Annotated in this window: 25 protein-coding genes; 24 read left to right on the plus strand and 1 reads right to left on the minus strand. The window is 64.0% G+C overall.

The window, feature by feature from the left end; all coding sequences use genetic code 11:
• Positions 1-18 precede the first annotated feature (18 nt).
• On the minus strand, positions 19-549 hold the full coding sequence (locus INT29_RS20720; protein WP_193070479.1) for a GNAT family N-acetyltransferase: 531 nt from the start codon (positions 547-549) through the stop codon (positions 19-21).
• Positions 550-715: 166 nt separating this feature from the next.
• On the opposite strand from INT29_RS20720, the gene mihF reads away from it, so the two are divergent.
• The 24 genes from mihF to INT29_RS01210 all read left to right on the plus strand — a co-directional run bounded on the left by mihF (position 716) and on the right by INT29_RS01210 (position 21735).
• Positions 716-1027: an integration host factor, actinobacterial type gene (mihF, locus tag INT29_RS01095; protein WP_101570313.1), complete on the plus strand. Its 312-nt coding sequence runs from the start codon at positions 716-718 to the stop codon at positions 1025-1027.
• A gap of 19 nt (positions 1028-1046) precedes the next feature.
• On the plus strand, positions 1047-1610 hold the full coding sequence (gmk, locus tag INT29_RS01100; RefSeq protein ID WP_101570312.1) for a guanylate kinase: 564 nt from the start codon (positions 1047-1049) through the stop codon (positions 1608-1610).
• Between the two features lie 12 nt (positions 1611-1622).
• On the plus strand, positions 1623-1955 hold the full coding sequence (gene rpoZ, locus INT29_RS01105) for a DNA-directed RNA polymerase subunit omega (protein ID WP_101570311.1): 333 nt from the start codon (positions 1623-1625) through the stop codon (positions 1953-1955).
• A complete protein-coding gene (coaBC, locus tag INT29_RS01110) occupies positions 1952-3211 on the plus strand; it encodes a bifunctional phosphopantothenoylcysteine decarboxylase/phosphopantothenate--cysteine ligase CoaBC (protein WP_193070480.1) in 1260 nt (419 codons plus the stop codon). The genes rpoZ and coaBC overlap by 4 nt, the downstream gene beginning before the upstream one ends.
• Entirely contained in the window at positions 3208-4410 is a 1203-nt protein-coding gene (gene metK / locus INT29_RS01115; RefSeq protein WP_319020811.1) for a methionine adenosyltransferase, read from the plus strand. Before coaBC ends, metK begins: the two co-directional genes overlap by 4 nt.
• Positions 4410-6500 (plus strand): primosomal protein N', encoded by a 2091-nt coding sequence (locus INT29_RS01120; protein ID WP_193070482.1) that lies wholly within the window; start codon positions 4410-4412, stop codon positions 6498-6500. The genes metK and INT29_RS01120 overlap by 1 nt, the downstream gene beginning before the upstream one ends.
• A gap of 54 nt (positions 6501-6554) precedes the next feature.
• Positions 6555-7514 (plus strand): methionyl-tRNA formyltransferase, encoded by a 960-nt coding sequence (locus tag INT29_RS20510; RefSeq protein WP_193070483.1) that lies wholly within the window; start codon positions 6555-6557, stop codon positions 7512-7514.
• Positions 7515-7519: 5 nt separating this feature from the next.
• Complete coding sequence (locus INT29_RS01130; RefSeq protein ID WP_193070484.1) at positions 7520-8974, plus strand: RsmB/NOP family class I SAM-dependent RNA methyltransferase; 1455 nt, start codon at positions 7520-7522, stop codon at positions 8972-8974.
• A gap of 1 nt (position 8975) precedes the next feature.
• On the plus strand, positions 8976-9638 hold the full coding sequence (rpe, locus tag INT29_RS01135) for a ribulose-phosphate 3-epimerase (RefSeq protein WP_101570305.1): 663 nt from the start codon (positions 8976-8978) through the stop codon (positions 9636-9638).
• An 11-nt stretch (positions 9639-9649) separates the two neighbouring features.
• Entirely contained in the window at positions 9650-10315 is a 666-nt protein-coding gene (locus INT29_RS01140; RefSeq protein WP_101570304.1) for a nicotinamide mononucleotide transporter family protein, read from the plus strand.
• 115 nt (positions 10316-10430) lie between these two features.
• A complete protein-coding gene (locus INT29_RS01145) occupies positions 10431-10694 on the plus strand; it encodes a phosphoribosyl-ATP diphosphatase (RefSeq protein WP_193070485.1) in 264 nt (87 codons plus the stop codon).
• A gap of 83 nt (positions 10695-10777) precedes the next feature.
• Entirely contained in the window at positions 10778-11617 is an 840-nt protein-coding gene (gene hisG / locus INT29_RS01150) for an ATP phosphoribosyltransferase (protein ID WP_193070486.1), read from the plus strand.
• Entirely contained in the window at positions 11598-12059 is a 462-nt protein-coding gene (locus tag INT29_RS01155) for a PH domain-containing protein (protein ID WP_101570301.1), read from the plus strand. Before hisG ends, INT29_RS01155 begins: the two co-directional genes overlap by 20 nt.
• Positions 12060-12061: 2 nt before the next feature.
• Positions 12062-13267 carry a CaiB/BaiF CoA transferase family protein gene (locus INT29_RS01160; protein ID WP_193070487.1) on the plus strand — a complete coding sequence of 402 codons (1206 nt, stop codon included), beginning with the start codon at positions 12062-12064 and terminating at the stop codon, positions 13265-13267.
• A 93-nt stretch (positions 13268-13360) separates the two neighbouring features.
• Positions 13361-14863, plus strand: coding sequence for a carboxyl transferase domain-containing protein (locus INT29_RS01165; RefSeq protein ID WP_193070488.1), 1503 nt, complete (start codon positions 13361-13363; stop codon positions 14861-14863).
• Positions 14864-14891: 28 nt separating this feature from the next.
• Positions 14892-15656, plus strand: coding sequence for an imidazole glycerol phosphate synthase subunit HisF (gene hisF, locus INT29_RS01170; RefSeq protein ID WP_101570298.1), 765 nt, complete (start codon positions 14892-14894; stop codon positions 15654-15656).
• Complete coding sequence (gene hisI, locus INT29_RS01175; protein ID WP_193070489.1) at positions 15653-16024, plus strand: phosphoribosyl-AMP cyclohydrolase; 372 nt, start codon at positions 15653-15655, stop codon at positions 16022-16024. The genes hisF and hisI overlap by 4 nt, the downstream gene beginning before the upstream one ends.
• Positions 16014-17606 (plus strand): anthranilate synthase component I, encoded by a 1593-nt coding sequence (gene trpE / locus INT29_RS01180; RefSeq protein WP_193070490.1) that lies wholly within the window; start codon positions 16014-16016, stop codon positions 17604-17606. The genes hisI and trpE overlap by 11 nt, the downstream gene beginning before the upstream one ends.
• Before the next feature lies 1 nt (position 17607).
• Entirely contained in the window at positions 17608-18225 is a 618-nt protein-coding gene (locus INT29_RS01185; RefSeq protein WP_226830494.1) for a Trp biosynthesis-associated membrane protein, read from the plus strand.
• Between the two features lie 98 nt (positions 18226-18323).
• Positions 18324-18593, plus strand: a complete 270-nt coding sequence (locus INT29_RS01190; protein WP_101570295.1) for an HGxxPAAW family protein — start codon at positions 18324-18326, stop codon at positions 18591-18593.
• Positions 18590-19393, plus strand: a complete 804-nt coding sequence (gene trpC, locus INT29_RS01195) for an indole-3-glycerol phosphate synthase TrpC (protein ID WP_101570294.1) — start codon at positions 18590-18592, stop codon at positions 19391-19393. Before INT29_RS01190 ends, trpC begins: the two co-directional genes overlap by 4 nt.
• A 37-nt stretch (positions 19394-19430) precedes the next feature.
• On the plus strand, positions 19431-20645 hold the full coding sequence (trpB, locus tag INT29_RS01200) for a tryptophan synthase subunit beta (protein ID WP_193070491.1): 1215 nt from the start codon (positions 19431-19433) through the stop codon (positions 20643-20645).
• Positions 20642-21433, plus strand: coding sequence for a tryptophan synthase subunit alpha (trpA, locus tag INT29_RS01205; protein WP_101570292.1), 792 nt, complete (start codon positions 20642-20644; stop codon positions 21431-21433). Before trpB ends, trpA begins: the two co-directional genes overlap by 4 nt.
• A complete protein-coding gene (locus tag INT29_RS01210; protein ID WP_193070492.1) occupies positions 21430-21735 on the plus strand; it encodes a hypothetical protein in 306 nt (101 codons plus the stop codon). The genes trpA and INT29_RS01210 overlap by 4 nt, the downstream gene beginning before the upstream one ends.
• Positions 21736-21782: the final 47 nt, after the last annotated feature.

The following is a 21782-nucleotide window of genomic DNA, read 5'->3' on the forward strand; positions in this document are numbered from 1 at the left end:
CGACGAGATCTCCCGGCTTCAGACAGTGCTTCTGCCCAGCAGTCCAGAGTACTGTTTGAAGCCGGCTCTCTCGTACATTCTCACGGCACCTTCGGACGAGTGGACCGTGATGTAATCAAGTCCACGTCGGTGAGCATATTCGACGACTTCGGCGACGAGCCGATGACCAATACCGCACCCGCGTAGCTTCGGGGCGACAAAGCACGATTGGACATCACCGCTTGCTCGATTTGGATTCAGAGGCGCCAGCACCCGCGGCAGTATCGCCAACCACGCCATGCCGACCGTTTCGTCTCTGAGGACAGCCACGAAGGGGACGTGTGAGTCCGAGTGACGTTGCGACCAATCAGCGGCTGCTACTGTAAATTCCTCGAGTGGGAGAAGTTCGCTGCGGTCATGCTGTTCCAGGGCCCACCGCCAACGCAGCTCGGCTAAGCCGGGCAGGTCCTGCTCGGTGGCCAAACGGACACTGACATTGGGGGCCGCCTGTTCTGGGGCACAACCGCCTTCGTGAGCTGCGCCCTGAGATATTGCTGTGCCTCGCGCCATGCGCCTATCCAACCACTGGTGATATCCCGGGTCAACGGGGTGCTGAAAACGACGGTTTCTGCAGACACTTGAGTTTTCTTTCTCGCTTTATGCCTCTCACGAGGGTTTTTGTTTTAGACTGAAGCAACTTCCCTACCTGCCCGTTCATGGTGACAGAGGAGATAATGTGGCACTCGAACCTTTGACCCCGCAACAGCGTTCAGCTGCTCTTGACAAGGCTTTCAAAGCGCGTCAGGCGCGAGCCGAGGTCAAAACCGCGCTGAAGAATGGTCAAACCGATCTCACTTCCGTGCTGAAGAAGGCCGATGCAGATGAAGCACTCGCGAAGATGCGCGTCGTCGATCTGCTGAGATCACTGCCCGGAGTCGGCGATCGACGCGCGGAAGCGGCCATGGAAGATGTGGGCATCGCATCGTCACGTCGAATCAAGGGCCTGGGTGTGCACCAGAAGAACGCCCTGTTGGAGAAATACTCCTGAATGTGTGAACAATAGTTCTGTGAATAATCGACTGACCGTCCTCGCGGGACCTACCGCGGTCGGAAAAGGCACCATCAGCGCGTACATCAGAGATCATCATCCCGAAGTCTGGTTCTCCGTCTCCGCCACCACGCGGCCGCGGCGACCCGGGGAAACCGATGGTGTTCATTATCACTTCATCAGCGATGACGAATTCGACTCACTCATCGCTGCCGGTGAGCTGCTCGAGTACGCCGTCGTCCACGGACGCCACCGCTACGGCACCCCATCGGCTCAGGTTCAGGAGAAGCTGACCCAGGGGATACCGTCCCTGTTGGAGATCGATCTCCAGGGAGCGCGCCAGGTCAAGGACAAGATGCCCGACGCACTGTTCGTCTTCCTGGCTCCGCCCAGCTGGGAGGAACTCGTGTCGCGACTCACCGGTCGCGGAACGGAAACGGCAGCAGAACAAGAGCGTCGTCTGACCACGGCCAAGCGGGAATTGCAGGCCGAATCCGAGTTCGATGTCACCATCATCAATGACCACGTTCGCACTGCGGCCGAAGAACTCATATCATTGATGGGTATATCCACTACCGATTAGATTGGACATTCATTGCCTGCACAACCTGAAGGCATCACCAATCCACCGATTGATGATCTGCTGGCCGTGACCAGCTCGAAGTACGAACTGGTCTCGATTGCGGCTCAGCGAGCACGCCAGATCAACTCCTACTACGCCCAGCTCCAAGAGGGACTGCTTGAGAACGTCGGTCCGCTGGTGACCCCGGGCACGCACGAGAAGCCGCTGTCGATTGCGCTCCGCGAGATCAACGAAGGCAAGATCGTGGCTCGCGAAGTCACCGAAGCCGACTTCGGTGCTCTCGCCCCAGAACCTGCGCAGCCCGCTGCCAGCAACGACGGCGCACTGGACTTCAGCGACCAGTGAGAACCGTACTCGGCGTCGCCGGTGGAATCGCCGCCTACAAGGCGTGCCATGTCATTCGGCGACTCCGGGAACTCGGGCACAGCGTCAAAGTCGTGCCCACCGCCAGTGCGTTGAATTTCGTCGGTGCCGCCACCTTTGAGGCACTGTCCTCACAGACCGTGACCACCGATGTCTTCGACGAGATTGATTCGGTCAACCATGTCCGCATCGGGCAGGAAGCCGAACTCGTCATCATCGCCCCCGCCACGGCCAACACTCTGGCCAAGTTGGCCGCAGGCATCGCCGATGACCTGCTCACCGCCACGGTCCTGACAACGACCGCCGAGGTGGTCGTTGCCCCAGCTATGCACACCGAAATGTGGCAGAACGCCGCCACCGTCGCCAACATCGCGACCTTGAAACAGCGCGGCATCCACGTCCTCGAACCCGCTGTGGGACGTCTCACCGGGCCCGATTCGGGCCCCGGCCGGCTCCCTGAACCCGACACGATAGTCGACTTCTCCCTGGCCGCCGCCGCGAACGCACACACGTCCGCTGTCGCCTCGGCAGGGACAGGACGGCTGCACGGAAAGCACCTCGTCATCAGCGCCGGCGGAACCAGAGAACCACTCGATCCCGTGCGCTACCTCGGGAATCGTTCCTCAGGCAAGCAGGGCGTTGCCCTGGCACGTGCCGCTGCCCGTGTCGGAGCCCACGTTGACCTGGTTGCGGCCAACATCGATTCGGGACTGCTGTCCGATCTGCCCGACAGTGTCCGAATCACCACGGTCGAGTCCACGCTTGAACTCCAGACTCAGATGCACGCCTCTCAGGCCGACGCCGATGCCGTCATCATGGCCGCCGCCGTTGCTGATTACCGGCCGGCTGAGCGCACCGACTCGAAGATGAAGAAGTCGGGCGACGAGGGAATGACTCTGCAGCTGATCCAGAACCCTGATGTGCTCGTGGGGCTGGTCGAATCACGTCGTCAGCCTCAGATCATCATCGGTTTCGCCGCCGAGACCGGAGATTCTCATCACAGTGCACTCGACTACGCGAAGGCGAAGTTCCGCCGCAAGGGTGTGGACCTCCTCGTCTTCAACAACGTCTCCGGCGACAGGGCCTTCGGCCAGGACGACAATGCCGTGCAGATTCTCACCGCCGACGGTGACGACGTCGTCGCCGGCACGGAAATCCACGGCAGCAAAGACGATGTTTCGGAAAAGGTCATCGAGGCTCTCGCCGATCGTGTGGAATGCGTAGAATCGACGCCGTGAGTCAATCAAATCTGCGCTTCTTCTCGTCCGAATCCGTCACCGAGGGCCACCCCGACAAGATCTGTGACCAGATCAGCGACGCCGTCCTCGACGATCTGCTGAGTCAGGACCCGAACGCCAAAGTCGCCGTCGAGACGATGGTCACCACCGGACTCGTCCACGTGGCCGGCGAGGTCAACACCGCGGCCTACGCCGACGTGGCAGGCATCGTCCGTCAGCTCATCACCGGCATCGGCTACGACTCCTCCGACACTGGATTCGATGGCCATTCCTGCGGTGTGTCCGTCTCCATCGGCAGCCAGTCCACCGACATCCATTCCGGTGTGACCAACCCGCTGGACTTCCGCGAAGCCGTGGATTCCGATCACGGTTCCAGCCTGGGCGCCGGCGACCAGGGCCTCATGTTCGGCTACGCCGACAACGCCACCGACGTCCTCATGCCCATGCCGATCCATCTCGCCTCACGCATGGCGGAGAAACTCTCCGAAGTGCGCAAGACCGGAGCATTGGACTATCTGCGTCCTGACGGCAAGACCCAGCTGACACTCGGCTACGACGGAAACGAAGCCGTGTCGATCGAGAACATCGTGGTCTCGACCCAGCACGCCGCGCACGTCGACCAGGCCCAGCTGCATTCGGAGATCAAGGACTTCGTCATCGACCCGGTCATCGCCGGCTCCAACCTCGACGTCAGCCATGCCAACATCCACATCAACCCCGCCGGGCCCTTCGTCACCGGCGGACCGATGGGAGATGCCGGACTGACCGGCCGCAAGATCATCGTCGACACCTACGGCGGATACTCCCGCCACGGCGGCGGCGCCTTCTCCGGCAAGGACCCTTCGAAGGTCGACCGCTCCGCCGCCTATGCCATGCGCTGGGTCGCGAAGAACGTCGTCGCCGCCGGGCTCGCCGACCGCGCCGAGGTGCAGGTCTCCTATGCGATCGGCCGCGTCGACCCGATGGGCCTCTACGTCGAAACCTTCGGCACCGAGAAGGTGGACCCCCACGCGATCTCGAAGGCGATTCGGGAGGTCTTCGACCTGCGACCAGCCATGATCATCCAGGAACTCGACCTCCTGCGCCCGATCTACTCTCAGACTTCGACCTACGGCCACTTCGGCCGCGAGCTCTCCGACTTCACTTGGGAGGTCACGGACCGTGCCGACGATCTGCTGCGCGCAGTCTCCTCGGCTTGATGGACGAACCTCTTCCCATCGACACCGGCACCTCCGCCATCGGGCAGGTGCCGGTGGCATCGGAAGACCCCGTGGCTCACGTGCTCATCGATCACCCGGTGCCGCACCTGGCCCGGACCTTCGACTATGCCGTGCCGGAGAAATTCGCCGACACAGCCTGCCCCGGTGTGCGAGTCAGGGTCAAATTCGCCGGGAAGCTGCGTGACGGATTCCTCCTCGAACGGGTTGAGAAATCCGAACACATCGGACCACTCGCCACGATCGAGCGCATCACCAGCCCCGTCGTCGTGCTCACACCAGAACTGCTGCGCCTAGCCACTGCCACGGCCCGCCGCTACGCGGGAACCCTCTCCGATGTGCTGCGTCTGGCGATCCCGCCCCGCCACGCACGTGCCGAAAAGGCGGTGCTCAAGGCGGAGAAGGCCGCGCAACAGCAGCAGAGCGACTCCGCAGCGCCGACGGCAGGCGAGGCCGCGAACTCAACGTCCGAGGACCCGACTTCAACTTCCAACACCCCGACTTCGACGACAACGGACACGATCGGCCGCCTCGGCGAATGGGTGGTCAACGAATCCGCCCACGACAGAGAAGACAAGTTCCCAGCCGCCGAACATCCGCGGATCGCCATGACCTGCGTCCCCGGACCCACCCCAGGACTGAGTTGGATCACCGCCGGCCTGGAAGCTGCCCGAGCAACGCTGTCGGCGGGGGAGTCGGTGCTGTGGCTGGTGCCCGATCATCGTGAACTTGCCGTGCTCGCGGCCGCACTCGACTCCAGCGAGGACATCGGCTCGTACTCCGTGCTCAGCGCCGATCAATCACCCGAGCAACGCTGGAAAGCCTGGCTGCGTGGCCTGCTGGGACACACACGTGTGACGATCGGCACCAGAGCAGCCGCCTTCGCCCCGGTCGAAGGGTTGGGCCTCATCATCTGCTTCGACGACTCGAACTCGAACTACCTCGACCAGCACGCACCATACCCACACGCCAGGGAAGTGTGCCTGCTGAGGTCGACCATCGACTCCACCGGGCTGCTGTTCGTCTCCACCGATCGCAGCGCAGAGATCCAACGCCTGGTTGAGGTCGGATGGCTGCACGACGCCACACCCACCGGCCCGGAACGCCGTGAGGGCGCACCGCGGGTATACGTCCCCGACGAGGAGCGAGACCCCTTCGCCTGGCAGCGCATCCCCTCACGCGCCTGGCAGCTGATGCGCGGTGCCCTGCGCCCAGGAACCAAGGACACGAACGCGGTTGGACCCGTCCTCGTCCAGGTCCCGCGGGCCGGATACTATCCGGTGTTCGCCTGCGCGAGATGCCAAGAGGTCGCACGCTGCCCACAGTGTTCGGCAACCCTGACCACACAGTCCGAGGTCGGCCCCTTCGCCTGTCGCTCATGCGGGTTCCATTCCGATACGTTCTCCTGCGGACGCTGCCGCTCGAACCAGGTCCGCTCGATCGTGCGCGGCAGAGGTCGGACCGTCGAAGAGCTGCGCAAGGCCATGCCGGGCATCGAAATCCTCGAGTCCGGCGGGGACGACATCCCCGTCGCCATCGACGACTCTCCACGCATCGTCGTCGCCACCACCGGAGCAGAGCCCTACGTCCTCGGCGGCTACGCCTGCGCAATCCTGCTCGACTCGCTGTGGCCGGGGCCATGGATGCGCTCAACCGATGAGGGGGTCAGCCGGAGGCTGCGTGCGGCCGTCCTCGTGAGATCACGCACAGCCGGGGGAGTCGTCTACCTCGGCGACACCGATGAGACGATCCGGAACACGGTGACCACCTTCGACCCGGTCACCACCATGTCCCGGGCGCTCAACGATCGGATGGAGCTCGGCTTTCCGCCCTACCGGCGCATCGTTGAACTCACCGGCGCCGGCGCCGATATCGACGCCATGATCACCGCCGTACCCGAGCTGACCGAACTCATCCGCGACTCCGACGACGATGGCCAGAAGGCCGTCGCCGCCTACCCGATCGCTGCAGGCGACACGGTCGGCGAGGCATTGGCTCATCTGATCGCCTCCCGGTCTGCGAAGAAGCTCCCCCAGGTGCGTGTGCGCATCGACGATCCGCGGTCTCTGTGAGCATCCCGATGCCCGGACTCCGCGTCCGCGAAGCGAACAAGTAGAATTCCTCAAGTGGATATCGTCTTTGCCGGAACTCCGGATGCCGCAGTGCCAGCCCTCGAGGCTCTCGTCGAATCTCGGCACCGCATCCGTGCCGTCCTCACCCGACCCGATGCCCCGGTGGGACGCAAACGTGTCCTCACCCCCTCACCCGTGAAAGCCCGTGCCCTCGAACTCGGTCTCGACGTCATCGAGGCGAGCCGACTCCGCGGCGAGGTCATCACAGAACTCAGAGCCCTCAAGGTCGACGCCGTAGCCGTCGTCGCCTATGGGGCCATCGCCGGACCGGCAGCACTGGCGACTGCCGAACTCGGCTGGTTCAACCTCCATTTCTCGCTTCTCCCAGAACATCGCGGAGCCGCTCCGGTCCAACGTGCCCTCATCGCAGGCCAGAGCCACAGTGGAGTCAGCGTGTTCAAGATCGACGAGGGCATGGACTCCGGGCCCGTCCTGCGCCGCCTCGAACTCCCGTTGGACCATCCCGATGTCGCCACCGCACTCGACGACTATGCCCATAGGGGTGCGGCCGAACTGGTCGCGGCCTTCGACGACCTGGCCGACGGCACCGCGGTCATGAGCCCGCAGTCAGGGGAAGCGAGCCACGCGGACAAGATCGGTATCGCCGACGCCCATCTCGACTTCTCCGAGCCCGCACGGGCGATCATTGACCGTGCCCGGGGAGTCAGCCCGAGTCCCGGACCATGGGCCAACATCGATGGGAAGCGGGCCAAACTCTTCGGACTCGCACCCGCTCCCGACGTCGCCGCGGCCACCGATGTCGGGCTGCTGACCTCTTGGCAGAAGACAGCTGTGCTCGGCTGCGGCGACGGCTGGGTCCAGGTCGAGGAGATCCAACCCTTCGGCAAGCCTCGGATGGCTGCCGTGGACTTCCTGCGTGGCCGTGGCGACATCCGATTCGACCCCAGCGAAGCTAGTGCCGAGCCGACGGCAGACCCCGAGCAAGGAGCATGAGACCGATGCCAGCAGATGAGCGCATGCCGAGGAAGAGACCAGCGGGGAATAAGCCCCCAACAGGCGGCAAGTCCTCCGGCAACGGATCCTCGGGTGGGCGAGAGCCGCGACAGGCCAAGAACTTGCCTCGGCGCATCGCCTGGGAGGTCCTCGTCGATGTGGAGACGAAGGACTCGTACGCGAACCTGCTCCTGCCCGCCAAGCTCGCCCGCACGCATATGGATCCCCAAGATGCGGCGTTCACGACCGAACTCACCTATGGCGCGCTGCGCCAACAGGAGTTCTACGATGCGATCATCGCCAAGGCCGCGAACCGCCCCATCGACAGCATCGACCCTGAACCGCTGGCCGGAATGCGCCTCGGCGCCCACCAGATCCTGTCCATGCGCGTGCCCGACCATGCAGCACTGTCGGAGACCGTGGCCGTCATCAAGTCCTATGCTCCGAAGACGGCCGGGTTCGTCAACGCCGTACTCCGCCGGGTCTCCGAGGTCGACCGGGACGAATGGCTGCGCCGTGTCACCGCCGGAGCCAGCGCAGTGAGCGAGCAGGCCATCGAATACTCCCATCCGGAATGGATCGTCCGGGCCATGACACAGGCCCTTAAGGGCCACGGCCGGCAGGCGTCTGAACTGCAGGCCCTGCTCGAAGCCGACAATGCGGCAGCGAAGGTCAGCGTCTCCGCTCTGCCGGGACTCATCGACCGCAGCGAACTGCCCGGGAAGCCGACCGAATTCTCACCCATCGGCGTCACCCTCGACACAGCGGTGCCCAAGAACGTCGATGCCGTCGCCAGCGGCCGGGCCCGAGTGCAGGACGAAGGGTCCGCGCTGGTGGCTCTGGCCCTGGCGCAGGTTGAGGCACCGGCAGGCACCTGGGCGGACCTGTGTGCAGGACCCGGCGGCAAGGCCGCAGTCCTCGCAGCGATTGCGAAGGCGTCGGGAACCTTTCTCGATGCCTTCGACTCCAGCGAGCACAGGGTCGAACTTGTGCGATCCTCCACCCAGGCCCTCGATAACGTCAAGACCCGCGTCCAAGACGCCCGCGAGGCCACAGGCCCCTACGCGAAGGTGCTCGTCGACGTTCCCTGCTCGGGACTCGGCGCCCTGCGTCGTCGCCCCGAGGCCCGCTACCGTCGTCGCCCTGAGGACATCAACGCGCTGGCAGGACTGCAGCGAGAACTGTTGCGGGCAGCCTTGGACGCATGCGCTGCCGGGGGAGTCGTCGCCTACTCGACCTGCTCTCCCCACTACGCGGAGACAGTGCTCGTCGTCGACGATGTCCTGCGCGGGTCCGACATTGAAATCCTCGATGCCCCAGCTGTCCTCGCAGAGGTCACGGGCACCGATGCCGAAGGGTTCACCTCGGTGAGCCGGGGAGCGGGACGGTACGCTCAGCTGTGGCCCCATGTCCACAACACCGATGGAATGTTCTTGGCTCTGATACGGAAGGCGCACTGAAATGGCGATCGAGATCAACCCCAGCATCCTCAGCTCCGACTTCTCGGACCTGCGAGGCGAACTGGCAAAAATCAGCACCGCCGATATGGCGCACATCGACGTGATGGACAACCATTTCGTTCCGAACCTCACCTTCGGCCCGCCCGTGGTCGAACGGATCCAGGCGATCAGTCCGATCCCGCTCGACGCACACCTGATGATCGCCGACGCGGACCGGAACGCACCGGTCTACGCCGAGCTCGGCTGCGCCTCGGTGACCTTCCACGCCGAGGCGGCCGCCGCACCTGTGCGCCTGGCTCGGGAGATCCGAAAGCTGGGAGCCAAAGCCAGCCTCGCACTCAAGCCGGCGACCCCCATCGAGCCCTACATCGACCTCCTCGGCGAGTTCGACCAGATCCTCATCATGACCGTCGAACCCGGTTTCGGCGGACAGAAGTTCCTGGATGTGTGCCTGCCGAAGATCCGTCGCACCCGTGAGGCGATTTCAGCCTCCGGGCTGGAGATCAAGCTGCAGGTCGACGGGGGAGTCTCGACGTCGACGATCGAACGCGTCGTCGACGCCGGCGCCGATGTGCTCGTGGCCGGCTCCGCCGTCTACGGACCCGACGATGCAGCCACCGCGATCTCGGAGCTGCGTGAACTCGCAGCATCACACGTGCACTGAAGAAGGCGGAAATGGAACTGCTCGACTGGCTGAACACCCCAGCATTCGAACTGCTGGGCAAACCAGTGCCGTATTCCGACCTGTTCGGCAATATCTGCGCCTTGGCCACCGTGGTCCTGGCGCTGCGGCGCAACATTCTGTCCTGGCCGGTCCAGATCCTGGGTTCCATCCTTCTCTTCGCCGCCAGCATCTCCGCCGGACTCGGCGGCAACGCCTCCCGCCAGGTCGTCATCATCGTGGCCGCAGTGTGGGGCTGGACGCAGTGGAAGAAATCCCGGGAAGCCGCCGGCGAAGTCCTCGTCCGCTGGGCGACCTGGAAGGAGCGACTGCTCCTGATCGGCGGGCTCCTCGTGGGCACCGGAGTCTTCGGCTACGTCCTGGCACTGGGCGGATGGTCCTGGAACCCCTATCCCGACGCCTACATCTTCGTCGGCTCAATCGTGGCGATGTACGCCCAGGGTCGTGCGATCGTCGAATTCTGGTTCGTGTGGCTGGCCGTCGACCTCGTAGGGATACCCCTGGCCGTCGCCGGAGGCCTCGTGTTCTCCGGTGCCGTATACCTCATCTTCCTCGTCATGGTCGTCCTCGGCTTCATCGACTGGTCGAAGAGATCGAAGCAGACGATCTCGGCGCCTCATCGAGGCGCCACGGACATCAACCGAGGCAGCGAGGAATGAGACCTCCCAGTCGAGGGTGAGCGTCCCGTCGAGTGGATCGTTCCGTAGTGGGGTAGCGTCCCGATGGCCGAGACCCCGTGTGAGCGTGTTGAGATCGATGTATTAGGCTGGTTTCGTGAAGACTTTTGACTCGCTGTACGCCGAACTCCTGCAGAAATCCCTCGATCGTCCTGAAGGCTCGAAGACCGTGGCCGAACTCGACGCAGGTGTCCATGCGATCGGGAAGAAGGTCGTCGAAGAAGCCGCAGAGGTCTGGATGGCGGCCGAATATGAGACTAAGGATGAGCTCGCCGAGGAGATCTCCCAGCTGCTCTACCACCTGCAGGTGCTCATGGTCGCTAAGGATCTCAGCCTCGACGACGTCAACTCGTATCTCTAGAGGTCAACCCGCATCAGTCGAGACGCACGGAGCTGCAGATCGACTCCACAATAACCGTTGACGATGAAACACAAAAGGACACCATGCTGCGTGTAGCCGTGCCGAACAAGGGCGCACTGTCCGAAGCCGCCTCCGAGATGCTCAGCGAGGCCGGATACTCCACTCGCCGGGGGAGTAAGACCTTGGTCCATCAGGACGAAGTCAACGGCGTCGAGTTCTTCTACCTGCGCCCCCGCGATATTGCCGTCTACGTCGGATCGGGCATCCTCGACGCCGGCATCACCGGTCGTGACCTGCTGTTGGAGTCGAAGGCCGAAGCGCAGGAAGTCATCGGTCTCGGCTTCGGTGCCTCCCGCTTCTTCTACGCCGGAGTCACCGGTTCCTACACCTCGCCCACCCAGCTGGAAGGCGCACGCATCGCCACCAGCTTCCCGAACCTCGTCGAAGCCGACCTGCAGGCCCGGGGCATCAACGCAAAAACCGTCCAACTCGACGGTGCCATCGAAGTTTCCATCCAGCTCGGCGTCGCCGAGGCCATCGCCGATGTGGTCGAGACCGGCAGCACGCTGCGCGCTGCAGGGCTCGAGACATTCGGGGAGCCACTGCTGGATTCCGAAGCCGTCCTCGTCCAGCGCGACGGAGCAGCCGAGACCATCGAGGTGCTGCGACGCCGTCTCGAATCCGTGATGGTGGCCCGGCAGTACGTGCTCGTCGACTACAACATCGAAGAGCGGCTGCTCCCCGAAGCACTCGGACTCACCCCCGGTCTCGAATCACCCACCATCTCCCCACTGCAGGAGACCGGCTGGGTGGCGGCCCGCGTCATGGTCGAATCCAAAGAGGTCAACAACGTCATGGACCGTCTCTACGCGGTCGGTGCCCGTGCGATTCTGGTGACGAACATTGGCGCCTGCCGAATCTGAATTCCGCGTCTTCCGACCCCGCCAGGTGCGCATCATCAGCACCGTCGGCGCAGTGATGGTGTTCATCGGCTTCGCGGTGCTGTCCATCGCACTGCTCGTCGTGGACTGGGATCCCTGGACCCCGCTCGACGTGGTCTGGATGAACCTGCTCGGTATCATCTTCGCTGCGGCACTGCTGCGCGTCGCCGACATCCAGGCCCGACCCAGTGAATCCGGTCTGGTCGTGAAGAACATGGTCAGGACGCGCACCTTCGCCTGGGGGCAGATCCTCGGCGTCGCCTTCTCACCGGAAGGGGACGATCCGTGGCCCACTCTTGATCTGACCGACGGAACCACATATGCCGTGATGGCGATCCAGCACGCAGATGGACCCCGAGCCCACGAGGAATGTCAGCGGTTGCGTATGCTCATCGCTAGATGGACCCACTTCAAGGAGGAATAGGAATGTCGAAGGACACAATCACAGGGGTCGAAGGCCCACTGACCGGATACACGGTCGTCGACCTCTCACGCGCATTGGCCGGCCCACACGCGGGAATGATGTTCGGCGACCTCGGCGCTCGTGTGATCAAAGTCGAAAGCCCGGGCAAAGGCGATGACTCACGGTCCTGGGGCCCTCCATTCGTCGGTCCCGAAGACGACCCGCAGGCCACATACTTCTTCTCCTGCAACCGCAACAAGGAATCCATCGCCCTCGACCTCAAATCGGACACCGGCAAGGAGACGTTGCGGGAACTGATCTCCCGCGCCGATGTGCTGATCGAGAACTTCCGCTCCGGAGTCCTCGACCGCCTCGGGTTCTCCACCGCCGTGTGCATGGAGATCAACCCCCGCCTGGTGCTGCTCTCGATCACCGGTTTCGGCCACGACGGCCCCGAGTCCTCCCGGGCAGGCTACGACCAGATCGCCCAGGGCGAGGCCGGACTCATGTCGCTGACCGGGTCCGGGCCCGATGACATGCAGCGTGTGGGTGTGCCCATCGCCGATCTCCTGGCCGGCATCTACGGCTCCTACGGTGTGCTCGCCGCCCTCCTCGAACGCGAACGCACGGGCAAGGGCAAGGTCGTGCGCACCTCCCTCATCGCCGGCATGGTCGGAGTCCACGCCTTCCAGGGCACACGCGCCACAGTGGCCGGACAGACCCCTGAGCCAGGCGGCAACCACCACCCTTCGCTCTCGCCCTACGGACTGTTCAGGTGCGACGACGGTGCCGTGCAGATCTCCGTGGGCAACGAGAACCTGTGGCAGAAGTTCTGCGCAGCCTTCGACATCGATCCGGCCACCGAGGGCATGGGCGACAACGCCTCACGCGTCGCGAACCGTCCGGCCGTGATCGAACTCATCGAAAGCAAGTTCGCCGCCTACGGACCGGACGATCTCCTCGCCAAGCTCGGCGCCGCCGGAATTCCATCCGGCACCGTCCGCACCCTGCAGGAGGTCTACTCCTGGGATCAGGCACTGAGCCAAGGACTCAAGGTCTCGGTCGACCACCCGGTTCTCGGTGACATCGACCTGCCCGGACCACCCCTGCGGTTCTTCGACGCAGATGGTGAGGCCGAGGTCGAAACCACGCGGACAGCCCACGATGCGCCGCCGCTGCTGAATGAGGATGCCGAGGCGATCGTGTCCTGGCTCGATTCGGACAGCTGAGGCCCTGACCGCAGCGCCACCGTCTGATCTGCACCCGGTGGTCCAACTTCGCTTTACCGTTCGTCAGACACATCTGAAACAGGAGATAAGCACGTGGCACGGTTGAATGCACATGAACTCGTCGACATCGTCGTGGATGACGGATCATTCGTGTCCTGGGATACGGCTCCGGTCATGCCCGCAGGAGGCATCTCCGAGGAGTACGCGGCCGAACTCGCCGCTGCCCGGGAGAAGTCTGGGGTCGATGAGGCCATCATCACCGGCGAAGGCATGATCGAGGGGCGCCGCGTCGCCATCGTGGCCGGAGAATTCCGGTTCCTCGCCGGTTCGATCGGAGTCTCAGCGGCCCAACGGCTCGTCGAGGCGATCGAACGAGCCACGCTCGAGGGGCTGCCGCTTCTGGCAGGACCGGCCTCGGGCGGAACCAGGATGCAGGAAGGCACCATCGCATTCCTGTCGATGGTCAAGATCACCAATGCCGTGATGGCTCACCGCCGGGCCGCCCTGCCCTACCTGGTGTATTTGCGGCATCCCACCACCGGCGGCGTCTTCGCCTCCTGGGGGTCGATGGGCCACGTCACCGTCGCCGAGGCGGGGTCCCTCATCGGCTTCCTCGGCCCACGTGTCTACGAAGCCATCTATGGGGAGAAGTTTCCCGAGAATGTGCAGACCGGTGAGAACCTGCACAAGCACGGCATCATCGACGCGGTGATCGGTCCCGAGCGGATTCAGACCACTGTGGCTCGCGTCCTCGACGTGCTCATGGGCGCCAAAGAGATTCCGCTGCGCGTCGCCGATCCTGACACCCGCCCCGAGGTGGTGGACCCGAACTCCGATGCCTGGGAGGCGATCACCCGGTCGCGTAACCCGGAGCGTCCTGGAGTCCGTGACCTCCTGCGCACCGCAGCCAACACCGTGTTGCCACTCAACGGCACCGGACAGGGGGAGAAGGATCCCGGCCTGCTGCTCGCACTGGCGAAATTCGGCTCCGCCCCGTGCATCATCCTCGGCCAGGACCGGTTCCGTCAGGACTCCCGGGCACCTCTGGGGCCTGCAGCACTGCGCGAGGCTAGGCGCGGCATGCGGTTGGCGGCCGAACTCAATCTTCCTCTCGTGACCGTCATCGACACCCCTGGCGCTGCACTGTCGAAATCCGCCGAAGAAGGGGGAATCGCCGGAGAGATCGCCCGCAGCCTCGCCGACCTCGCGAACCTCGACGCACCCTCGGTGTCCCTCATCCTCGGTGAAGGATCCGGTGGGGGAGCCCTCGCACTGATTCCCGCCGATCGAGTCCTCAGCGCCGAGAACGGCTGGCTCTCACCGCTGCCACCGGAAGGCGCCTCAGCGATCGTGCACCGAACAACCGAGCGCGCACCGGAGATGGCCCAAAGCCAGGGCGTGCATGCACCCATGCTCAAGGAGACGGGTGTCGTCGACCGCATCATCGCCGAACATCCGGACGCTAGCCAGGAGCCGTTGGACTTCGTGTCCCGGGTGGGTGCGACACTGGAGTACGAACTCATCGAACTCATGCGCGAACCCTCCGATCGTCGCCTGGCGCGGCGGATGGAACGGTATCGCACACTTGGAATCTGAACGTCGATTGGGAATCTAGGAGAATCACATGGTTGCCATCAGAGTCATACCCTGCCTCGACGTCGACGAAGGACGTGTCGTCAAGGGCGTGAAGTTCGCTGACCTCAAGGATGCCGGCGACCCGGTCGAACTGGCGCGACGCTACGGGGAGTCCGGAGCAGACGAGCTGACGTTTCTCGATGTCACCGCCAGCAGCGGTGATCGGGAGACCGTCCACGACATCGTCCGTGCCTGCGCGGAAGAGGTCTTCATCCCGCTGACCGTCGGCGGCGGCATCCGCAGCGTCAACGACGTCGACCGGCTTCTGCGCGATGGGGCCGACAAGGTCTCCGTCAACACCTCCGCGGTGGCAGATCCGACGCTCATCAGCGATATCGCCCACCATTTCGGCAATCAGGTCCTCGTCCTCTCCCTCGACGCCCGTCGTACTCAGGGGACGCAGACTCCGTCTGGCTTCGAAGTCACCACCCGCGGTGGCCGTGAGGGGACCGGTCGCTGTGCGATTGAGTGGATCACCGAGGCGGCCGGACGCGGCGTCGGTGAGATCCTGCTCAACTCCATCGACGCAGACGGGACCCGTGACGGCTTCGATCTCGAGCTCATTGCCGCGGCTCGCGCAGCCGTCGACGTTCCGCTGATCGCGTCCGGGGGAGCCGGACGGGTCGAACACTTCGCTCCGGCCGTGGCTGCCGGAGCCGACGCGCTGCTGGCCGCAAGTGTCTTCCACTTCGGGACACTGAGCATCGCCGAGGTCAAAGACGCACTGCGCAAGGAAGGAATCGAGGTCCGATGAGCACACACGATTCAACCACCCAGGTCGATGCCGATCCGGACAATTGGCGCGAACTGATCACTGTCAACGCCGACGGGCTCATTCCCGTCATCGTCCAGGAAGTCACGACCCGAGAAGTCCTCATGATGGCGTGGATGGACACCGAAGCCATCGAACGCTCCCTGAGCACCGGTGCCGCTGTGTACTGGTCGCGGTCCCGGCAGGAATACTGGGTCAAGGGTGAGACTTCGGGGCACACACAGAAGGTGATCTCCCTGAGCCTCGACTGCGATGCCGACGCTCTGCTCATGGAGGTCGAGCAGACCGGTCCGGCCTGCCACACCCAGACCCCGACCTGCTTCACCGGAAGGACCATCAGTGCCAACTGACACAGGGACCACCGACACAGGATCCAGCGACACCGGATCCACAGACACAGCGCTGGCGATTCGCCCCAGCCTTGAGGAATTCCGCGCTTCGGGCGCCGACCATCGCCTGGTGCCGGTCCACGCGGAGGTACTCGCCGACACCGAGACCCCGCTGAGCCTGTACCGCAAGCTCACGGACGGTGGCCCCGGCAGCTTCCTTTTCGAATCGGCCGTGTCCGGAGCCTGGGCGCGCTACTCGTTCATCGGCTCCGCGCCGGTGGCCACCCTGATCTCCGAGGGAGAGAGCTTTCGTTGGGAAGGCACACCGCCGGTGGGGATCCCGACCGAAGGCAGCGTTCTCGATGCCGTCACCGCGACCCTCGAGCTCCTTGCTGTGGACGGGACCGATTCGCTTCTGCCACCGATGGTCTCGAGCTTCGTCGGGTACTTCGGATGGGACATTGTGCGTGAGTTCGAGCGCCTCGGCCCCGCCCTCGCCAATGAGCACCATCTGCCGACTGTGCAGCTGATGATCCCCGGAGACATCGCGGTCTACGACCATTACTCGGGAACCCTCACGCTTGTCGCCAACGTATTCAACGTCAATGGAGCCGATACCGGCATCGACGAGGCCTACCACGCTGGTGTGCATCGGATCGAAGCGATGCTGGCCCGAATCAGCAGGCCCAGCGAAGCCGAGATCTCGAGCACGCACTTCGTCAAACCCGAGGTCACGACCCGCACCGACCCGCAGGTCTATCTCGACAACGTCGAACGCGCCAAACTCGAGATCGTCGACGGAGAGATCTTCCAGGTCGTCCTCGGGCAACGCTTCGACACCGCCTGCGAAGCCGATCCGCTGACCGTCTATCGGATGCTGCGTCATTCGAACCCCAGCCCGTTCATGTACCTGCTTAACCTCCATGACGACCAAGAACAGCCCGCCAGCATCATCGGCTCATCCCCGGAGGCTCTTGTCACGGTCCGCTCCGGCGACGTCGTGACCCACCCGATTGCGGGTTCACGCCCTCGCGGCGCCACGACCGAAGAGGACTCGGCGCTGGCCAGAGACCTCATCAGCGACGAGAAGGAACGTGCCGAGCACCTCATGCTCGTCGACCTCGCCCGCAATGACCTGGCCAAGGTGTGTGTGGCCGGCACCGTCGATGTCAGCGAATTCATGGACATCGTGCGCTACAGCCACATCATGCACATCTCCTCGACCGTGCGCGGACAACTCGCACCCGGCCACGGCGCCGTGGACGTTCTGCGGGCCACGTTCCCGGCGGGCACACTCTCCGGAGCGCCGAAGCCGCGGGCTCTGCAGATCATCGACGAACTCGAACCCATCGGCCGCGGAATCTACGGGGGAGTCGTGGGCTATATGTCGTTCACCGGCGACCTCGATCTGGCGATCGCCATCCGTACCGGAGTTCTTCGCAATAAGGTCATGAGCGTGTACGCCGGCGGCGGACTCGTCGCCGATTCCGTGCCCGAAACCGAATATGAGGAATCGCAGAACAAGGCGGCAGCAGTCCTCGGAGCGGCGGCAGCAGCCAGCGCCGTGGAAAAGCTTGGAACTTCGACCAGGGAACGAGGCTGAGATGACGAAATCACGTGGTGTTCTCCTCGTGCTCATCCTCGCCGGTGCCCTGTGGGCCATCAGCATTGCGTCTTGGCAGGCCGGCGTCGCCGGTGACACGCTCGGGCCTGCAGGCGTAGCCGATGTCACAGAGGACGCGAGTTCTCAGGCATCGCCGGTCGCGACCGCCTGCGTCGCAATCATCGCCGTCACCGGACTGCTCTCGGCCATGCTCGGCAAGATCGGACGCTTCGTCGTCCTCGGTTTCGCTGCATTGGCCGCGATCGGCTACGGCATGACGGCGCTGCAGTCCTTGTCGGCCCCCGGTGCCACCGCCTGGCCGATCGGGGGACTGTGCGCGGCAGCCATCGCCCTCCTCGTCATCGTCTACGTGGCCTTCGCCTCGGCAAGTTGGGCCAATTCGAACCGGTATGCCAGGACGGCGGAAGCCGGGGGCGAAGAATTCGACTCGGCCGCGACCTGGGACGCACTCTCCCGCGGAGACGACCCCGAACCGGGCCCGGAAACGTCGGAGCCTGAGGCCAGCGAAACATCGGTCCCTGAGTCCGATGACGGCCACGAGCCGACAGCCGATGGCACCGATCCCAACGCTGGTGGGGCCGAAGATGAATCGAAATGACCTCGTGACCGGGTCGGTGTCTCGACCCAACTCGAAGCGTGTCACAATGGATGCAACAAGTTTTCACGCGTGCCACGCCTGCATCTCTAAGGAGCACCATGTCGCAAACCGTCGCTCGTAACGGCGCAACCGATCTCGACAAATCGACGATCGACTATGCAGCCATCGCCGACCCAGGACACGGGAATTCCGTGGCCGGTTGGACCGGCGTCATCATCATGCTCATCGGCGTCACCATCGGCTGCGTCGGGTTCACGATCCACACCGCGACCATCACCTACGTGGGCGTCGGCGTCGTCGTACTCGGCTTCATCGTCGGCGTCATCCTGCGTGCTGTCGGTCTGGGAAACAAGCCGAAGAAGAAATGACAGTTCTCGACGACATCGTCGCCGGAGTACGCGAAGATCTCGCCGAACGCCGGAGGCAGACACCACTGGCAGACGTCATCGACCGCGCGCGTGAGGCTCAGCCTGCGCGTGCGTTCGATCTTGATGCCGAATTCGGGGTCATCGCCGAGGTGAAACGACGTTCTCCTTCCCGCGGAGACCTTGCCCACATCCCGGATCCAGGAACCTTGGCCGGCCTCTACGCCGCCGGGGGAGCACAGGCGATCAGCGTCCTCACGGAAGGACGTCGCTTCTCCGGCAGCCTGGATGATCTCGACTCCGTCCGGGCAGCCGTCGACGTTCCTGTCCTGCGCAAGGATTTCATGGTCGATGAGTACCAGTTCCATGAGGCGCGAGCCCATGGCGCCGATCTCGTCCTCCTCATCGTTGCGGCACTCGATGTCGCCCAACTCCACGAGTTCCACGCCCTCGCCCACGAATTGGGGATGACGGCCCTCGTAGAGACGCACAACGCCGAAGAGCTGGCGATTGCGGCTGAACTCGATGCCCCACTGATCGGCATCAACACCCGCAACCTCAAAGATCTCAGCGTCGACACGAACCGCTTCGCGCCGCTGTCCGATCTGGCGCCGGCAGAATGCACGCTCGTGGCAGAGTCCGGAGTCGCAGGCCCCGCAGATGTCGAGACCTACGCCGATGCCGGCGCCGATCTCGTGCTCGTCGGCGAGGCGCTGGTGACCGGCGGCGACGCGAAGTCCGCTGTGGCCGAGTTCACCTCGATCGGGCAGAAACGCCGGGCGGCGACCAGTCGTCAGTCTTGATCCACCCGAACACCAATTTGCACCACGAAGGACGGCAATGACCGATTTGAGCCAGGAGAACGGACCCTATTTCGGTTCGTACGGAGGCAGGTTCTTCCCAGAAGCGCTGATCCCCGCACTCGACGAGATCGAGGAGACATGGCGCAAATCCCAAGTTGATCCGCAGTTCACGGAACAGCTGCTGGACCTGCAGAAGAACTACATCGGCCGTCCCAGCCTGCTCACCGAGGCCACCCGTTTCGCCGAGCACTGCGGCGGAGCCCGGGTCTTCCTTAAGCGTGAGGACCTCAATCACACCGGCAGCCACAAGATCAACAACGCCTTGGGTCAGGCTCTCCTAGCCAAACGCATGGGTAAGACTCGCGTCATCGCCGAGACCGGTGCCGGACAGCATGGTGTCGCCACAGCCACAGCAGCCGCTCTCCTCGACATGGAGTGCGAGGTCTACATGGGCGAAGAGGACACTCAGCGACAGGCACTCAACGTTGCCCGGATGCGTCTGCTCGGAGCCAAGGTCAACTCCGTGTCCAACGGCACCAAGACACTCAAAGACGCGATGAACGAAGCGATGCGTGACTGGGTCGCCAACGTGGATCGCACCCACTACATCATCGGCACCGTCGCTGGCCCCCACCCCTTCCCAGCCATGGTGCGGTCATTCCAAGACATCATCGGCATCGAATCCCGCGAACAGATCCAGAACGCTGTCGGCCGTCTGCCCGATGCGGTCTGCGCCTGTGTCGGCGGCGGGTCGAATGCCATGGGCATCTTCGCCGCGTTCCTCGCCGATACCGAGGTGAAGATCTACGGCTTCGAAGCCGGAGGAGAAGGCGTCGACAGCGGCCATCACGCCGCCCGATTCTCCGGCGGACGCCCCGGAGTCCTTCACGGTTCCGCTACCTACATCCTGCAGGACGAAGACGGCCAGACACGAGGCTCCCACTCGATCTCCGCCGGACTCGACTACCCATCGGTCGGCCCCGAGCATTCCCATCTCCACGACACGGAGCGTGTGACCTACGAACCCGTCGTCGACGAAGAGGCGATGGAAGCCATGCAGCTCCTGTCACGGACCGAAGGCATCATCCCCGCAATCGAATCCGCTCACGCACTGGCTGGCGCGATGCGCATCGGCCAGGAACTCGGCAGCGATGCTGTCTTGCTCGTGAACCTCTCGGGGCGCGGTGACAAGGACATGACGACCGCCGCCAAATGGTTCAACTACTTCGACGAAGGAGCTGTGCAGGTATGACGAGCTCAGGATTCCGAACAGGTACCACTCTCGACGCGGTCGCCCAAGCGGGTCGCAAGGCCGCACTCATCGGCTACCTGCCCGTCGGATTCCCTTCCGTCGAGGGGTCCATCGAGGCCATGGTCGAACTCGTGAAGTCCGGCGTCGACATCGTCGAGGTCGGCATGCCCTACTCCGATCCTGGAATGGATGGCCCTGTCATCCAGCGGGCCGCAGAACAGGGACTCGCTGCCGGGGTGCGGACCTCCGACATCTTCACCGCTGTCTCAGCTGTCGCCGAGGCCGGCGGAACTGCCGTAGTGATGAGCTACTGGAACATCGTCCTGCAATACGGTGTCTCCGCCTTCGCCCGCGACCTGGATTCGGCCGGCGGCGGCGGCATCATCACCCCGGACCTGATCCCCGATGAGGCCCCCGAATGGGTGAGCGCCTCAGACGAGTACGATCTGGACCGCATCTTCCTCGCCGCACCCTCATCGACCCCCGAACGTCTTGCCGCCATCGTGAATGCGAGCCGTGGATTCGTCTATGCCTCCTCGACGATGGGCGTGACAGGAGTTCGCTCCGAGGTCGACAACCACGCTCGCGACCTGGTGAGCCGCCTCAAAGAGGCCGGAGCACCGCACGCCTGCGTCGGGCTCGGAGTCTCAACCCGCGAACAGGCCGCAGAAGTCGCCGACTACGCCGACGGTGTGATCGTCGGCTCTGCCCTGGTGCGTGCTCTTGACAGCGACGGAGTCAGCGGAATCTCAGCCTTGGCCACTGAACTCGCCGAGGGCTGTGCATGAGCCGGGCCGATTTGCTCAGCGCCGACAACGGCCTTCAGCTCGGCTCGGTCTTGATCCCATTCTGGGTCCTGGGGGCCCTTGCGCTCCTTGTCGTCCTCCTCATCGTCGGCATAGTCGTCTATCGCCTGGCTCGGCGTGCGCGGAAGCTGGCACGTGCCACGGATGATGCCGCGAAGGGCGCCGGCGAGGACTTCGGAGGGCACGGCTTCGGATACTTCGGAGCGGTCACCTCGGCGATCTCGATCACGCCGGATGTGAGGCCGCGATCTCACGACACCAACGGTTCGAACTCCGACGACTGAGACGTTCTGGTTCTTTTTACGGTCCTTTTTCGCTGCCTACCTGAGCT

This window comes from Brevibacterium sp. FME37 (assembly GCF_014897485.1).
GTDB lineage: Bacteria > Actinomycetota > Actinomycetes > Actinomycetales > Brevibacteriaceae > Brevibacterium.

Bases quoted from the DNA above. Each gene is read 5' to 3' on its own strand.
- INT29_RS20720 (WP_193070479.1), bottom strand. From the start codon at position 549: ATGGCGCGAGGCACAGCAATATCTCAGGGCGCAGCTCACGAAGGCGGT.
- INT29_RS01120 (WP_193070482.1), top strand. From the start codon at position 4,410: ATGGACGAACCTCTTCCCATCGACACCGGCACCTCCGCCATCGGGCAG.
- INT29_RS01130 (WP_193070484.1), top strand. From the start codon at position 7,520: ATGCCAGCAGATGAGCGCATGCCGAGGAAGAGACCAGCGGGGAATAAG.
- rpe (WP_101570305.1), top strand. From the start codon at position 8,976: ATGGCGATCGAGATCAACCCCAGCATCCTCAGCTCCGACTTCTCGGAC.
- INT29_RS01140 (WP_101570304.1), top strand. From the start codon at position 9,650: ATGGAACTGCTCGACTGGCTGAACACCCCAGCATTCGAACTGCTGGGC.
- hisG (WP_193070486.1), top strand. From the start codon at position 10,778: ATGCTGCGTGTAGCCGTGCCGAACAAGGGCGCACTGTCCGAAGCCGCC.
- INT29_RS01160 (WP_193070487.1), top strand. From the start codon at position 12,062: ATGTCGAAGGACACAATCACAGGGGTCGAAGGCCCACTGACCGGATAC.
- hisF (WP_101570298.1), top strand. From the start codon at position 14,892: ATGGTTGCCATCAGAGTCATACCCTGCCTCGACGTCGACGAAGGACGT.
- hisI (WP_193070489.1), top strand. From the start codon at position 15,653: ATGAGCACACACGATTCAACCACCCAGGTCGATGCCGATCCGGACAAT.
- INT29_RS01185 (WP_226830494.1), top strand. From the start codon at position 17,608: ATGACGAAATCACGTGGTGTTCTCCTCGTGCTCATCCTCGCCGGTGCC.
- INT29_RS01190 (WP_101570295.1), top strand. From the start codon at position 18,324: ATGTCGCAAACCGTCGCTCGTAACGGCGCAACCGATCTCGACAAATCG.
- trpC (WP_101570294.1), top strand. From the start codon at position 18,590: ATGACAGTTCTCGACGACATCGTCGCCGGAGTACGCGAAGATCTCGCC.
- trpB (WP_193070491.1), top strand. From the start codon at position 19,431: ATGACCGATTTGAGCCAGGAGAACGGACCCTATTTCGGTTCGTACGGA.
- trpA (WP_101570292.1), top strand. From the start codon at position 20,642: ATGACGAGCTCAGGATTCCGAACAGGTACCACTCTCGACGCGGTCGCC.
- INT29_RS01210 (WP_193070492.1), top strand. From the start codon at position 21,430: ATGAGCCGGGCCGATTTGCTCAGCGCCGACAACGGCCTTCAGCTCGGC.